The sequence below is a fragment of the Nonomuraea sp. NPDC005983 genome (assembly GCF_040614375.1).
GTDB lineage: Bacteria > Actinomycetota > Actinomycetes > Streptosporangiales > Streptosporangiaceae > Nonomuraea.
The window spans coordinates 1-14,407 of sequence record NZ_JBEXUP010000192.1; the positions used below are offsets into that span (position 1 = coordinate 1).

At 70.3% G+C, this 14,407-nt stretch carries 15 protein-coding genes and 1 pseudogene; 4 read left to right on the forward strand and 12 right to left on the reverse strand.

Features of this window, described 5'->3' with window-relative positions; translation table 11 throughout:
- A pseudogene (locus ABZ297_RS42875) lies at nt 1–636 on the forward strand (glycosyl transferase family 39); the annotation flags it as partial.
- A gap of 72 nt (nt 637–708) precedes the next feature.
- Here the strand turns inward: ABZ297_RS42875 and ABZ297_RS42880 are convergent.
- Nucleotides 709–1,752, reverse strand: a complete 1,044-nt coding sequence (locus ABZ297_RS42880) for an RNA ligase family protein (protein ID WP_355358971.1) — start codon at nt 1,750–1,752, stop codon at nt 709–711.
- Between the two features lie 223 nt (nt 1,753–1,975).
- On the opposite strand from ABZ297_RS42880, the gene ABZ297_RS42885 reads away from it, so the two are divergent.
- On the forward strand, nt 1,976–2,593 hold the full coding sequence (locus tag ABZ297_RS42885; protein WP_355358974.1) for a TetR/AcrR family transcriptional regulator: 618 nt from the start codon (nt 1,976–1,978) through the stop codon (nt 2,591–2,593).
- Between the two features lie 144 nt (nt 2,594–2,737).
- Here ABZ297_RS42885 and ABZ297_RS42890 read toward each other — a convergent pair whose 3' ends face one another.
- The 7 genes from ABZ297_RS42890 to ABZ297_RS42920 form a co-directional block, all read right to left on the reverse strand.
- The gene (locus ABZ297_RS42890) at nt 2,738–4,540 is read right to left on the reverse strand and encodes an asparagine synthase-related protein (protein WP_355358977.1); all 1,803 of its coding nucleotides are present in this window, start codon (nt 4,538–4,540) and stop codon (nt 2,738–2,740) included.
- Nucleotides 4,541–4,955: 415 nt separating this feature from the next.
- Nucleotides 4,956–5,093, reverse strand: coding sequence for a hypothetical protein (locus ABZ297_RS42895; protein ID WP_355358980.1), 138 nt, complete (start codon nt 5,091–5,093; stop codon nt 4,956–4,958).
- Between the two features lie 102 nt (nt 5,094–5,195).
- Nucleotides 5,196–5,462, reverse strand: a complete 267-nt coding sequence (locus tag ABZ297_RS42900; RefSeq protein WP_355358983.1) for a hypothetical protein — start codon at nt 5,460–5,462, stop codon at nt 5,196–5,198.
- Nucleotides 5,463–5,531: 69 nt separating this feature from the next.
- A complete protein-coding gene (locus ABZ297_RS42905; protein WP_355358986.1) occupies nt 5,532–6,383 on the reverse strand; it encodes a helix-turn-helix transcriptional regulator in 852 nt (283 codons plus the stop codon).
- Between the two features lie 103 nt (nt 6,384–6,486).
- Nucleotides 6,487–6,702, reverse strand: a complete 216-nt coding sequence (locus ABZ297_RS42910; RefSeq protein ID WP_355358989.1) for a hypothetical protein — start codon at nt 6,700–6,702, stop codon at nt 6,487–6,489.
- A gap of 133 nt (nt 6,703–6,835) precedes the next feature.
- On the reverse strand, nt 6,836–7,846 hold the full coding sequence (locus ABZ297_RS42915) for a phosphotransferase family protein (protein WP_355358991.1): 1,011 nt from the start codon (nt 7,844–7,846) through the stop codon (nt 6,836–6,838).
- A 131-nt stretch (nt 7,847–7,977) separates the two neighbouring features.
- Entirely contained in the window at nt 7,978–8,784 is an 807-nt protein-coding gene (locus tag ABZ297_RS42920; protein ID WP_355358993.1) for a GNAT family N-acetyltransferase, read from the reverse strand.
- 123 nt (nt 8,785–8,907) lie between these two features.
- Between ABZ297_RS42920 and ABZ297_RS42925 the strand changes: the two genes are divergently transcribed.
- Nucleotides 8,908–9,840, forward strand: coding sequence for an ROK family protein (locus ABZ297_RS42925; protein ID WP_355358996.1), 933 nt, complete (start codon nt 8,908–8,910; stop codon nt 9,838–9,840).
- A 77-nt stretch (nt 9,841–9,917) separates the two neighbouring features.
- Here the strand turns inward: ABZ297_RS42925 and ABZ297_RS42930 are convergent, their stop codons facing one another.
- The gene (locus ABZ297_RS42930) at nt 9,918–10,508 is read right to left on the reverse strand and encodes a TetR/AcrR family transcriptional regulator (RefSeq protein WP_355358998.1); all 591 of its coding nucleotides are present in this window, start codon (nt 10,506–10,508) and stop codon (nt 9,918–9,920) included.
- Between the two features lie 213 nt (nt 10,509–10,721).
- Here ABZ297_RS42930 and ABZ297_RS42935 point away from each other — a divergent pair, with 213 nt between their 5' ends.
- Nucleotides 10,722–11,396 (forward strand): alpha/beta fold hydrolase, encoded by a 675-nt coding sequence (locus tag ABZ297_RS42935; RefSeq protein WP_355359001.1) that lies wholly within the window; start codon nt 10,722–10,724, stop codon nt 11,394–11,396.
- 18 nt (nt 11,397–11,414) lie between these two features.
- Here ABZ297_RS42935 and ABZ297_RS42940 read toward each other — a convergent pair whose 3' ends face one another.
- The 3 genes from ABZ297_RS42940 to ABZ297_RS42950 form a co-directional block, all read right to left on the reverse strand.
- Nucleotides 11,415–13,160 (reverse strand): acyclic terpene utilization AtuA family protein, encoded by a 1,746-nt coding sequence (locus tag ABZ297_RS42940; protein WP_355359010.1) that lies wholly within the window; start codon nt 13,158–13,160, stop codon nt 11,415–11,417.
- Between the two features lie 35 nt (nt 13,161–13,195).
- The gene (locus ABZ297_RS42945; RefSeq protein WP_355359004.1) at nt 13,196–13,978 is read right to left on the reverse strand and encodes an enoyl-CoA hydratase-related protein; all 783 of its coding nucleotides are present in this window, start codon (nt 13,976–13,978) and stop codon (nt 13,196–13,198) included.
- A partial coding sequence (locus ABZ297_RS42950; RefSeq protein WP_355359007.1) for an acetyl-CoA carboxylase biotin carboxyl carrier protein subunit occupies nt 13,975–14,407 on the reverse strand: 433 nt, incomplete at its 5' end. The genes ABZ297_RS42945 and ABZ297_RS42950, both read right to left, overlap by 4 nt.

Consider the following 14,407-nt stretch of genomic DNA (forward strand, 5'->3'; position numbering starts at 1 on the left):
CTGGCCAGGCTGCGGACGGACGTCGCCGTCGGGATCGCCACGGCGGCCCTGGTCGCCACGCTGTTCGCCGCTCTCGCCGGGCCCGCCGCGTACGCGGTCACGCCGCTGCAGTCGCAGGTCAACGGCACCAACCCGACCGCCGGCCCGGCCACGGGACGGATGGGGTTTGGGCCGGGCGGCCAGACGCGTCCGGCACAGGCGATGGGCGGCGAGCGACCCGGCGCCATGGGCCCGCCTCTCGGACAGCCGCCGGGCGAGCGGACCGATGATCGCCGTTCGTTCCCGATGGGCGGCGGCCCCGGAGGGCGGGTCAGCGACGCGCTCGTCGCCTACCTGGCGGCCAACCAGGGCGAGGCCACCTGGCTCGTCGCGGTGAGCAGCGCCCGGGAGGCGTCGTCGGTCATCCTGTCCACCGGCAGGCCCGTCATCGCCATGGGCGGTTTCACCGGCAGTGACCCCGCCATGACCGTGGGCCGGCTGACGAAGCTCGTCGCGTCCGGCAGCCTCCGCTACGTGCTGCCGGACACCGGCAGGGGCGGGCCGGGCAGGGGGAGCACCGAGGTCACGACCTGGGTCCAGGCCAACTGCAAGGCCGTGGACGGCCAGGACGGCCTCTACGACTGCTCGGCCGGCTAGATCGCGGGGCTGACAGCGATGTCAGCCCCGCTCTTGATTGCTCTATCGACGTGTGGGCCGGCGCTCCGGCCTTCACGTCCGGGAGGGATGGCGGTCCTTGGCGTCGAACACCGCCAGGGAGCGTGCCCCGGGCAGAAGCGCTCGTTCCAGAGGGCATAGGAGTGTGCCCTCCAGTCCTCCCAGCGCTTCGGCGAGCTCTTCCGAAACATCCCGGGTGATCTCCTCCGCCAAGGCTTCCACCGGAGTGTGAGGGCCCAGCTTGCTGACCGCGGCGGCCGCGCGAGCGGGGGTGAGGAGTGCCGAGGCCTGGGCCAGGAGCCAGGCGGGAACTCCGGCCGCTCCCTGCGGCGGTGGCAGATAGGGACGTGCGCCGTCGAACCGCTCGTCCTCGGCGAAAGCCTCCTGCTTCACCTTGACCACCGGACGCATGCCTGCGCCTGCGGAGTCCGCCTCCCGCCATTCGCCAGTCGGCTTGAGGACGTAGCCCTCGGCGAGATTGTCCGGCAGCTCGGGCAGCCTGAAGAGGGCTGGGACTCTTGTGGGGAAGGCGCGCGGCAGCTCCTGGAGCTTGCTCAGCGCGCCGCGCCCGAGAGCGGGAGGGCAGATGAGCCCTGCGGCCGCCGCGGCTTCGCGCAGAGCACGGTCAGAGATCCAGCAGCGGCCGTCAGTCTTCTCGACCGATGCGTCGAACGGCAGCCAGTGCAGGCCCGGCGCGTACCACACGCCCGTCTGGACCGGCTCGGCCCCGGCAACGGCAGGCACATCCGGGTGCGGGTAGCGTCCGCCGGCCAGCTCGCCGTAGATCGTCACCACTGCAGTGCCGCCCCACTCGCTGCGCAGTGCGGAGGCGAAACGGGCCGCCGCCACCGACAGCACCGGCCAGACCCTGCTCACGCCGAAGAAACCGTCCAGTGCATCGTCGCCCAGCAGCTCACGCCGCTTCGCCGGATGAACCCCGGAACCGTCGCACACCACCGCAAAGTGCGCCCCGTGCACCTTTTCCACCGCGATCCACTCCCGGACCCCGGACACGCCATGCAGTCCCCTCGCGGAGATCTTGGGATACGGCCATAGCGCGGAACCCGCAGACGCAGCGTCGGACATGAGGAGGATCATCGCTGTCTGCCCAGCCCCGGGGCAACCGAGATTCACCGTGACGACTCCGGAAGGTCAACGGTCGGAGAACAGCCGCTCAGCAGGCGGAGGTGATCGTGAGCAGCGTCTCCGAGGCGAGCGAGACGCTGCCGCGGGCGAGGCCGGCGGCGTCGGAGAGTTCGCGCGTGGCGTCGTCCGGCTCGGCCAGGGGTGAGGTCGATCAGTCGACGGATAAGCTTGGGCCGTGTCGAGTAGGACCAGAGCCGAGCAGGCAGACCAGCGCAGAGCCGAACTGCTCGAAGCCACCCGCAAGGTGGTGCTGGAGAAGGGCTTGGCCCACACCCGGATCGCCGACATCGCCAAGTCGATCAACGTCAGCGGCGGGCTGATCCACTACCACTTCGCGACGAAGGACGAGCTCATCGTCGCCATGTTGAAGGCCACCCTCGACATCGAGAGCGCCAGGCTCGGCGAGCTGGCCGGCGGCCCCGGCACGGCGGTCGAGCGGCTCGACCGGGTGCTGCGCTACTACATCCCCGAGTCGCGGTCCGACCAGAGCTGGCTGCTGTGGATCGACGCCTGGAACACCGCGCTGCGCGAGCCGGCGGTGAACGCGATCATGCTGGAGCTGGAGACGGCCTGGCTGGAGGCGCTGGCGCAGGTCCTCTCCTCGGGCGCCGAAGCGGGGGAGTTCACCTGCGAGGATCCGGCCGGGTCGGCGGAGCGCATCGACGCCATGCTCGACGGCCTGATCATCCGCTACACCCTGCACCCCAACGTGCTGACCCGCGGCCGCCTGCTCACCCACGCCAGAACCGCCGCGGCCCAGGAGGCGGGAATCGCGGTCACCGCCTTCTCCTGAGACGCGAACCCGCCCGGGCCGCGCACAGTGACGGGGCCCGGCCTGCGCGGCCCTTGGCGGGGCCGACCAGCGCACGCGGGCGACGTAGCGCCCGTCGGCTGTGCCGGCCGCCGCCGCGGCGACGATCCCTTTGGGCTGACTCGTCTAATGCTGCGGGATCTCGATACGCACTGGTCCTTGCGTCGTGGGGGGTTTTCCGGGAAAGGCGCCGGTAAGCAGGGCGGCGACCGTATAGAGATTCCACGCCAGTGCAGGCTGCTTGACGACGGGGTCGAAGAAGAAAGCCTTCAACTCGTCGCCTCGCACGAGGGAAGCCAGAGCATCGGCTCGTTCGAGTACGAACTCTCCGAGCAGAGCAGACAGGTGCGGCCCTGGGCTGGTACGCCAGTTCCAGCTGCCACCGCGCTTCTGGGCTGGTGGTGCAGGGGTCCTCGTGGACGGCTTCCGCCGCCACCAGCTGCGCTGTGATTCCGCCTCCCCGGCCTGGAAACGCCAGGGTTCGCCGTCAAGCTCGATCTTCTGCAGACCTGGAGCCAGTCGGCTGATCAGCTGGTAGACGACTTCTTCCGAATGGCGCCACCGCTGATCGAGCGACAGCGCCTCCAGCACCACACGATTGTCGAGAAACGGCTGAATCGGATCTCCACGCCGCAGTGATCCGACCCTTGCCGCAGCATGCCAACGTCCCACTCGGTATGTGACATACAGGTGGTCGAGCACTTCCCACGGGTTCTCGCCGACTCGTCGCAGCCATGGCGCCGCCGACTCGCGTGCGTGCTCATTCGCCTCATCAGTGAAGAGAGGTTCGTTCTTGAGGAAGAAGTCATTGACCCTACGGCGCATTGCCTTATCGGTGGTCTGCCCCTGACTGTAAAGGAAACCGCCCCTGAGGATCTCACCACTCTGCCCGGACATGGTCGGCGTCGTGGAGTACGGCCGGTAGTCCACGATGCTCTCGTATGCAGACGTCATTCCTTCGCAGGCGCGGATGACCTCATAGGTGCGCACATCCGGGTGCGGGATGAGAACGGCGTCCTTCGCCTCGGTCTGTACCGGCGGAATGACCGTGTGATCAATACGCAGGTGAGCGGCGACCGCGCCGGCGATGGTCACATCTGGGTGAGCAGCAAGCCCGTTGGTCGTCGCACGGAAAGGAACGCGGCCCGCATGCAGAAGCGCGGCCATCAAACGACTGTCGCGCCCACCTGTCAGCGCCAGATTCACCGGTTCGGAGATGGTGCGCAGCGGCTCGACGGCGGCGACGAGAGCGTCACTCAACTGGCTGATCGCCCTACGTTTCGCTCTCGCTGAGGTCGGCATCGGTTGCGCCGGTGGCAGCGCACGCGTGACGATGCTCCTGCGACCGTCCTTTACCGTGATGACGGAGGATGGCCCAAGTGCCATCACACCTCGGTAAGGGGTTTCATCGGACAGGAAGTATCCCTGACGGATCATAGTTTGCAGGGCGACCTCGTTCCAGGCGACCGTCCCCTCGTTCGCCACGAGGTGCACGTGCAGCGCACGGGTTCCCACCAGGTGCAGATCCTCGTTCTCAGCGTAAAAGACGGACAGCGCCCTGGTGCTTGCGGTGGCGGCCTGAATGTCCGCTTCCGCTACCCGGATGACGGAGAAGCATCCGGAGAGGTCCGCCATCACATCACCTAGGGCGGACGCTTGACTGAGGCGCCGCACATCCCGCTGGGAGGCGAGCGTGCCGCTCACGCCTAAGCCCCCGCGGTTCTCCCGCACGATCAGCGGCGGGCGCTCATCGGCCCCTTCCTCGTTGGACCAGGCGAGCAACGCGGTGTCCGGACTGACCCACTCGCCGGCGTCGACGGTTTCCAACGGCACCGGAAATACGTCACGGAGAAGCGAACGAGCCAGACGGAGAGGCCGGCTGAGATCCACCCCTCGACGTTTCGCGACCATGGCCAGGTATACGCGCATGCAGATTCCAATCTATAAAAGCCGAAAATGCGGCCCGCAATGCTTGGCCGGCAGCGCATACTTGCCGCATTCCAGCTTCATCGCCAGATCCCGTCTCCGCCTCGCCCTCCGAGAAGAAGGCGCCGCCTCCTGAGCAGGCCGCGCTTTTCGGGCAGCGCACGTCATGGACGGGACTCCTTTGTGGGGCAGCCGGATCCGCCCACGTGATCGTCTGTCTGTTCTTGGCCTCTGAACCGCGGGCGTTACCGCCCCCGGGAAGAGCGGGCGAGCACGGCCTCACCTATGTCTTGCCGTCAGCCTCGGCAAAGGTTCACGCCATCGCGGGCCCCAGGGCTCACAGGGCTCACAGGGCTCACAGGGCTCACAGGGCTCACAGGGCTCACAGGGCTCACAGGGCTCACAGGGCTCACAGGGCTCACAGGGCGAAGTCGAGCGCGAAGTCGAGCGCGAAGTCGAGCGCGAAGTCCCGATGGCCCCGCTCCGTGACAGCCGGAAACGCGGCGGGGAGTCGGAGCGCGTTACCGCACTCCGGCCCCTCAGGGCCGTGCGGCACACGGCTCAAGCGAGCCCGGAGGGCGATTCAGGGTCGTGCGGGTCCGCTGAGACACCATCACTCAGGTGGTCGCCGCCGAGAGCCGGGTGGGCGTGCGCGGAGTCAGGCGGGCAGTGCGGCGAGGAGGAAGGCGAGGCGGGCGGCGGCGGCCTCGACGTTGTCGGTGCTGCCGAGACGGTAGCCCCAGGACGTGACGAACGCGCCCTCTTCGGAGCACGTCACCGTCTCCGCCAGTGTTGCCGAAAACCGGTTGCGGACCGACACGTAGGCCGGGTCTGAAGCCAGGGCCAGACTCTGAACCGACAGGTCAGCGTGACGACCTGCGTGCCATGCGAACTGCTCGAGGCAGAGCGCCGTATCCAGCATCATGCGTCACCTCCGCAACGTCTCGCGACAGAATTGCACGATCTTGGGGCGGGCGGCAAGCAATTGCGGGGATTAATCTGAGGGTTGTCGTCCGTGGCCGTGAAGTATACGGATGATGACATCTCGTCCGGCTTCGTCGAACGCCGCGACCTTGGCGTAGTCGTCGAACGCGCGTACGTAGAGCGCCACGTCGTCCGGATCGCGCAGGACCAGGTCCTTCGTCATGGTGGCCACGCCGACCATCGCCTCGTTGTAGATCCAGAACCCGTTGATCGGCGCCGACGGCAGCTCGGCGTCGAACGGGATCACGCCGAACTCCACGTTCGGCAGCGTGCTGACGGCGAGCAGCCGGTCGAGCTGGCCGCGCATGACGGCGGCGGGCGCGAGCCGGGTGTGCAGCGCCGACTCGAACACGACGAACCGGAACGTGCGGCTGCGGTCGTAGAGGATCTCCTGGCGCTGCATTCGCACCCGCACGGCCGCGTCGATCTGGTCGGCCGCGCTGTAGAGCCGCTTGACCTTGCGGAACACGTGCCGCGCGTACTCGGTCGTCTGCAGCAGCCCCACCACGATGCCCGGCTCGAACACACGGAACAGCTTCGTGCGCGCCTCCAGGTCGCGGATGTCCTCCTGGATCGCGGCCAGGCCGCTGCGGTGCCGCTGCTTCCAGTCGTCGTGCCGCTCCAGCAGCGTGATCGCCTGACTGATCAGCTCGTCCGTCGTCTCCGGAGCAGCCTGGACGGCCTGCGCCCACACCACGACGTCGTCCTCGGTGGCCGTCTGCCTGGCGTTCTCCAGGCGCGAGACTTTCGACGGCTGCCAGTGCAGCCGCTCGGCCAGTTCTTTGCCCGACAGGTGGGCTGCCTCGCGCAACTGGCGTAACTGGCTGCCGAGGTCGATGCGCGCCTGCTGAAAGGACGTCACGCCGAAAGAGGCTAGACCCGCTGGAGAGGATCATGCCAGGCCCAGTCACGCAATCGTGACCAATCGATCGCGGTAGGTGGCGCACCTGATGTGGAGAAAGCGTTTACTGGGCGTCCAGCAGGACCCGGCGGGCGATCTCGGTGATGAGCTCGCGGGGGACCTCGACCGCCGTCTCGCCGTCGAGGACGTCACGGAGGTCCGCGAGCGCTTCGGGGTCGGTGACCTGGAGACCCTGCACGACGATGGTGCCGCGGTCGGTCTCGTACAGGGTGGGGCAGGCGCCCGCCTCAGACGTGGAGCCGAGGAACCGCATGCGCATGACGATCCTTCCCCGAACGTTGGACTGCAATTGCGCGCAATTGTACGTCTCGAAGGGATTTGTGTGATCATTTTCTGAAAAATGGTGCATTGGGGGATTGGCGCCCCGGAAGCGGGGGTGTGCGGCGGGCGCGTCAGGGGTGCCCGTGCGTGATCTCGTGCGCTCTGGCGAAGAGGGCCAGGGCGGTGGCGTGGAGGGCGTCGCCGATCTCCTTGGGGGCCTTGCCCGCGCAGGCCCGCGCGTGCGTGCCCTCCAGCACGATGCCGAGCTTGAAACAGGCCAGCACGACGTACCAGTCGACCGCTGACAGGTCGCGCTCCGACAGCGCCGCGTAGTAGGCGACCAGATCCTTCGGCGACGGCAGACCCGGCACGTGCTCGGCGTTCGACGGCCAGGTGGCCAGGAGCCAGCCCAGGTCCAGCAGCGGGTCGCCGATCGTGCACATCTCCCAGTCGACGATCGCCGCCACCCTCGGACCGTCATGGGCGAACATCAGGTTCGCGAAGTGGTAGTCGCCGTGCATGACGCCCGGCGTGAAGCTCCCTGGACGGTTCCGCTCCAGCCAGGCGGCCGTGTCGTCCAGGTGCGGGATGTCCGGGCCCGGGTAGCCGTCGAGCCGCCCGTACGAGTCGAGCTCCCGCAGCCAGCGCGGCACCTGCCGCTCCAGGAAGCCCTCCGGCCGGCCGAAGCCGGGCAGCGTTTCTGGCGCGACCCGTCCCAGCTGGGCCAGCGCGGCGGCCGCCTCCAGCCCCATGCGGTGCTGGATGGCCGGGTCGGACGCGTGCGGCTCGGGCAGCCCGGTTGAGGGGTTGAACCCGTCGACGGGCTCCATCAGGTAGAACACCGGCTCCTCGGCGGTCTGCGCCGCCACCAGGCTCGGGACGGGCACCGGCGTGTCGCGCAACGCCGCGAGCAGCCGCGCCTCGCGACGCAGCACCTCGTTGCTCTGCTGCCGCGCGTGCAGCGGCGGCCTGCGCAGGATGTACGGGACGCCGCCGCGCTCGAACCGCACCATGACGTTCTGGGTGCCGCCGGGGACCGGAGCGACACCGGTGACGGGGCCTCCGGGCAGGCCCTGGGCGTCCATCCAGGCGCCGAGCGCGTCGAGGTCGACAGTGCTGACGTCGATGTGCGTTGAGGACATGGCCGCTCCTCGACCGAACAACATTCTGGCGGTGACCCTACGAGAGCCTCACTCGCCAGGTCAACCGGCGAACCGCTTGGAGCGGACCTGCGAGCCCCGCGCTCGCCGGACCGCCTGGGGCAGCCGCGTGATCATCCCAGGGCCTGCATGAACGGCAGGAACTGCCGGGTGCGGTCGCCGGGCAGTTCGCCGTCGCGGACCATCAGCGAGACAGGCCACGGGTCGCCGATGCCGTGCTCGCCCGCCCAGCCGACCAGGCTCTCCTTCGCCAGGTCCAGGTCCAGGCGGACCTCGCCGCCGACGTCCAGAGCCAGGTCCCCGATGAGCGCCCTGGCGGTCCGCTCGTCCTGTGTCACCACCGGGCCGATCACCACGTTGCCGTCGTTGCGCCAGCAGTGCCCGAACCCGCCCTCGGCGACGCGCACCCGCTCGCCGAAGGAGAACATCCGCCGCAGCAGCGGCGACCTGTCGGTGCCGAACACCTCGGCGTCCAGGGCGAGGACGGCGTCGAGATCCTCGACGGTGGCCGGGCGCGTCCTGTCGGAAGGACGGCCCTTGAAGACGCCGGTGTGCTTGGCGACCCGTCCCACCGTACGGAAGCCGAGCCGCTCGTAGAGCGGGCGGCCGTTCTCGGTGGCGTGCAGCGACACGACACGGCCGGACGCCTGGTCGAGCACGTGCTCCATGAGCCCGCGCGCCAGCCCCTGCCTGCCGTACCTGGAGGCGGTGAGGACCATGCTGACCACGGCGTGGTCGTCGCCGTACCGGGTCAGGACGTTCGTCGCGGCCAGCCCGTCGCCGTCGGCCGCGTCGACGCCGTACACCTCGCCGACCTCGAACAGCAGTGTCCACTTGTGCCGCTCGGGCGGCCACTGGCGGTCTTCGGCGAGCTTGGTGCAGGCGTCGAGATCGTTCAGGGTGAGACGGCGCGGCTCCATGCCGGACATCATCCAAGCAACGCCCCCATGCGCCCAACCGAATTTCCGCCCGGGACCGCCGGATGGCGGCGCCGGCAGCTCCTGCTGCTGGATTTGGGGGAGTATAGGAGAATGGAGTGCTTTGTGGCGGTTGATGTCGGTGGGACGAGCATCAAAGGCGGGCTCGTCACGTCAGACGGCACCATCCTCTACTCCGAACGCCGCCCCACCCCTCGCGCGGAGGGGCCGGATCGGGTGATCGCCGCCATCTCGTCCTTCGTCGCCGACCTCTCCCGGCCCCGGCCCCACACGGCGGGCCTCCTCGCTCCCGTGGCGGTCGGGCTGGCCGTTCCGGGGCTGGTCACGCCGACGCACGCGGTCTTCTCCGCCGCCTTCGGCTGGCGCGACGTCCCCGCCGAAGCCTTCAGTGAGGGAGACCTGCCGCTGACGCTGGGCCACGACGTCCGCTCAGCCGGAGAAGCCGAACTCGCGTTCACGGGGGGCTCCGAGGGCGAAGGCGCTGGAGGTGCGCGCGAGGGCGGGGGACACGTCCTCTACCTCCCCATAGGCACTGGCATCGCGGGCGCGATCGTCCTGTCCGGCTCTCTGTACGGCGGCGCGTCCGGCTGGGCCGGGCAGATCGGGCACATTCCGGTCTGGCCGGACGGCCTGCCCTGCGGGTGCGGGCAGCGCGGCTGCCTGGGCGCGTACGCCTCCGCCTCGGCGATCGCCTCCCGTTGCGGGGAGTCCTCGGCCGCGGCGGTCGTCCGCCGGGTGGAGGCGGGTGACGCGCAGGCCACGTCCGTGTGGGACGAGGCCGTGGAGGCGCTGGCGGTCGCCCTGGCCACCTATACGCTGCTGCTCGACCCGGCGCTCGTCGTCATCGGCGGCGGACTCTCGCTCGCGGGCGACACGCTCCTCGTCCCGCTTCGGGAGCGGCTCGCCTCCCGCCTCGCCTTCCGCCACCCTCCCGGCGTCCGCGCCTCGTCCCTCGGTGTCCACGCGGGACTGCTGGGCGCCGGCCTCCTGGCCGCCCGCGCCCGGCAACCCACCGCCCCTGGCGATCCCGCGACCTGAGCCCGCGCCGTGTCGGCTGGCCGGCTTCCCGCGCTTCTCGTTGCCGGTAGTGGGTCGCAGGGGCCGCCGGCCTTTGGTCAGCTCGACGGTGCCGAAGCGGACAGCAAGGCGAGCGCGGCTTGGCGGGCGTGCTCTGCCGTGCCGACGGTGTCGTGATGCGCGGCTACGACGGTGGCGCCCTCGACCAGGATGAGCAACTGCCGCCCCAGGAGGTGCGGATCGGCGGCTCCGGCGCGCTCGGCGATCGCGGTCAGCAGCTCGAGGTAGCGGTCGAGATGACGCGCGGTGATGGTGCGCACGGCCTCGACGTGGTGCTGGGCGGCCGCGTTCAGCATGGCGCAGCCGCGGAAGACCGGGTCGTCGTACCACTGCCGGAGGGCGTCGAACACCGCGGCGAGCTGGTCGCGGGGGTCGTTCCCGGCGGCGGCGACGGCCCTGGTCAGCCAGGTCGTCACGCGTTCGCCGCGCTCCTGGAGCACCGCTTCGACCAGGCCGTCCTTGGTGCCGAAGTGCCGGTAGAGCGTCTCCTTGGACACCCCGACGAGGGCGCACAGCTCGGCCACGCCGACGCCGTCGAGCCCGCGCTCGTACAGCACCGAAGTGGCCACCTGGAGGATGGCGGCGCGGGTGCGTTCCGGATCGATCGTCGAGCCTTTGGGGACCGGCATAGCCCAGATGGTACCGCCCGGTTCGATCAACTGCTAGCATCGCGGATCGTACCGATCGGTTCGACCTCAGGCGTCCGGGCCCTTCTTGCGGCGGCTCCGATCGCCACTCTCGCGGGCCGCCCGCGCCTGTCCACGGCGCCTCTGCCGGGTGGCGACGCGGGAGCCCGATGACCTCCGAGCGGCCCCAGAGACACAACGACAAGGAGCACGACCATGGCGACCTTCGTCCTGATCCCCGGCATGTGCCACGGCGGCTGGTGCTTCGACGAGCTCGCCGAAGGGCTACGTGACCACGGGCACCGCGCCCACCCGCTGACGTTGACCGGGCTCAGCGAACGCAGCCACCTGCTGACCGGCGGAGTGAACCTCGAAACGCACATCCAGGACGTGACCGGGGTGCTGGCGGCCGCGGACATCCAGGACGCCGTGCTGGTCGGCCACAGCTACGGCGGAATGGTGATCACGGGCGTCGCCGACCGCATGCCTGACCGCGTGACCGCTCTGGCCTACGTGGACGCCATGGTGCCGGGGAACGGCGACTCCTGCTGGAACCTGGTCTCCGAGCGCGAGCGGCAGTGGTACGCGGACGTGGTGGAGACCGGTTACGCCGCCCGACCGCTGCCGTTCTTCGACGCCCGGGCCACACCGCACCCGCTCGCCTCGCTGCTCCAGCCGCTCCGGCTCACCGGCGACCCCGCGCGGATCGGCCGCCGGGTCTACGTGTACGCGGCCGGCTGGGACGGCGAGTCCCCCTTCACCCCCGTCTACGAGCGGCTGCGTGCGGACCCCTCGTGGACGACGCACGCGCTGGCCGGCGGGCACAACCTCATGCGAGACGCACCGAAGGACCTGCTGAAGATCCTGCTCGATGCCGCTGAACCCCGCTGATCACCGAGGATCGGCGGCTCAGACCGGCAGGAGGGTGGTCGGGATGTCCACGAGTCGGGCGCGGAGTTCTTCGCCCAGGGCCTTGGCCTGGGGGTCCAGGCGTGGGCTGGCCGCGACGCCGCGGCCGAGGAGGCCGTGGATCACGAAGTTCAGCGCGCGGAGGTTGGGCAGGTCGTAGCGATCGACGCGATGCGGGGCCAGGTCGGGGAGGAGGGCCTGGAGGCGGTCCGGTGTGAGGTAGGCCGCCAGCCAGGCGTACTGCTCCGCGGTGGCGACCCAGACGCCGAGGTTCGCGTTGCCGCCCTTGTCACCCGAGCGGGCGCCCGCGATGCGTCCCAGAGGGATGCGGACGGTCGGCCGGTCACCGGGGGCGGGCGCCGCGTCACGCCCTGCCTCCTGACGGTCCGGCGGCGGGGGAGCGGAGGTGCCGCTGGTGTTGGCCGGGGGCGGGGCGAGGTCGGCAGGTGCGGTCGCGGGTGGGCCGGTGGTGGGGTCGTCGGGCAGCGGGGCGCCGTTCAGGAAGACCTGCGGATGCACGTCGGACGCCGGGACGAGAGAGGGCCAGTAGATCCCGTACGGGCTGGCGTCGCCCGGCGGGGTGAGGCCGTGGAAGCCCGGGTAGCTGGCCAGGCCCGTTTCGACCACGGCCGAGGAGAAGGCCCTGCCAGCGGTGCGCTGGTCCGGGTCCATGACGGTGATCCGGAGGAGGCCCGAGGGGGTGAGGGTGACGTCCGTCTGGGCGAAGGTGTCGCGGGGGATTCTGGCCCAGATCGCGGCCTCCGCCAGGCGGGCCTTGGCGGGGATGTCCAGGCCCGTCAGGACGAGGGTCATGGTGTTGCGGTAGCCGCCCAGGTAGTTGACCGCGACCTTGAGGGTGTCGGGCGGCGGTTCGCCCCGCACACCGGAGATCCTGACACGATCGGGGCCGTCGTCCGTGAGGGTGATCGTGTCGAAGCGGGCCACCACGTCGGGGCCGAGGTAGCGGGGCCCGGCGATCTCGTAGACGAGCTGGGCGGTCACGGTGCCGATCGAGACCCGTCCGCCGGTGCCGGGATGCTTGGTGATCACTGAGGAGCCGTCGGCGTGCAGCTCGGCGATGGGGAAGCCGCAGTGGGCCAGGTCCGGGACGTCCTGGAAGAAGGCGTAGTTGCCGCCCGTCGCCTGGCAGCCGCACTCGATGACGTGGCCCGCCACCACCGACCCCGCGAGCTGGTCCAGGTCGGTGGGCTGCCAGCCGTAGCGCCAGATGCCGGGGCCGGTGACGAGGGCGGCGTCCGTGACGCGGCCGGTCACGACGACGTCGGCGCCCGCCGCGAGGGCCGTCGCGATGGGGCGCCCGCCGAGGTAGGCGTTGGCGGTGAGCGGCTTGGCGGTCAGCCTCTCGCCGGTGTCGGCGTTGACGTGCTCGAGGTCGCGGGCGGAGAGGTCGTCGCCGGTGACGTGCGCGACGTCGGGCGAGAGACCGAGCCTGGCGGCGAGGTCGTGGACGGCTTCGGCGCACCCGGCCGGATCCAGCCCGCCCGCGTTCGCCACGATCTTTACCCCCTTTTCCAGGCAGAGCCCGAGGACGTCCTCAAGCTGCCTGAGAAAGGTGGGCGCGTAACCGGGGCGGCCCTTGAGACGGTTCCCCGCGAGGATGATCATGGTCAGCTCGGCCAGCCAGTCGCCGGTGAGCACGTCGATGGGCCCGCCCTCGACCATCTCCCGGGCCGCCGACAGACGGTCGCCGTAGAAGCCGCTGCAGTTGGCGATGCGCAGCGTCATGCCAGGCACTCCGGGTGCGTGCACATGCCGGCTCCTCAGCTCGCGGGGACCCACCTGGGCGGCCGCTTCTCCATGAAGGCGGCGATGCCTTCCTGCCCTTCCTCGGAGGTGAAGCGCTGCGCGGACAGCTCGGTCATCTGCCGCAGGCCCTCCTCGAAGGACACCGCGGGAACCTCCCTGACCAGCCGTTTCGTGATGGCCAGCGCCTCCGGCCCGCCCTTGCTGAGCATCCCGGCGTAGTGCGCGACCGTCGCGTCCAGTTCCTCCTGGGGGACGGCCCGCGTCAGCAGCCCGATCTCCACGGCCCTGGCCGCGTCGAACACCTCGCCGGTCAGGAAGTACTCGGCCGCGGCGCGCGGGTCCAGCCTCCTGAGCACCGGCACCGAGATCATCGCGGGCACGACCCCCAGCCGCACCTCCGTGAAGGCGAAGGACGACTCCAGCGGCGCGATCGCGAAGTCGCACGCCGCGACCAGCCCCAGCCCGCCCGCGCGGGCGGTGCCGTTCAGGCGGCAGATGACCGGCTTCGGGCTCTCCCAGATCAGCGCGAGGATCTCCGGGAAGGACGCGGTCACCGGCGCGCCGGCGGAGGTCGCGGACGGTTCGGCCCGCTGCTCCTTCAGGTCGGCGCCCGAGCAGAACACGCGGCCGGTGCCGGTCAGCACGACGACCCGGGCCTCGGGCTCGGCCAGCGCCCACTTCAGCCGCTCCTCCAGGTCGCCGAGCAGGCGTACCGACAGCGCGTTGCGGTTCGGCGGCGAGTCCAGCGTGATCGTCGCGATGCCGTCCGCGAGCTGCTTGTGGACCAGACGCGTCATGGGTTCCCTTCCTGAATGATCGCCAGCACGGCTCCCGCCTCGACCTGCTGCCCCTTCTCCACGTGCACTCCGGAGACGACGCCGTCGGCGGGCGCGGTGATCTGATGCTCCATCTTCATCGCCTCCAGCACCACGACCGCCTGCCCCTTCGTCACGCGGTCACCCTGCCGGACCTCGACCCGCAGCACGCTACCCGGCATGGGCGCGAGCAGGGAGCCGGGCGCGACGTGCTCGACCGGCTCCGGCAGCCTCGGCACCGGGGTCAGCTCCACGGAGCCGAGCGGGGAGTCCACGCAGATCTTCCGCTCGTAGTGGGCGATCTCGAACGTGTTCCGGTGGGGGTGCCGCTCGACCAGATACGGGTGGTGCTGGGCGACACGGCCGTCGCGCCGTACTCGTCGATCGGGTCCATCGCCAGCCGCTCGCTCG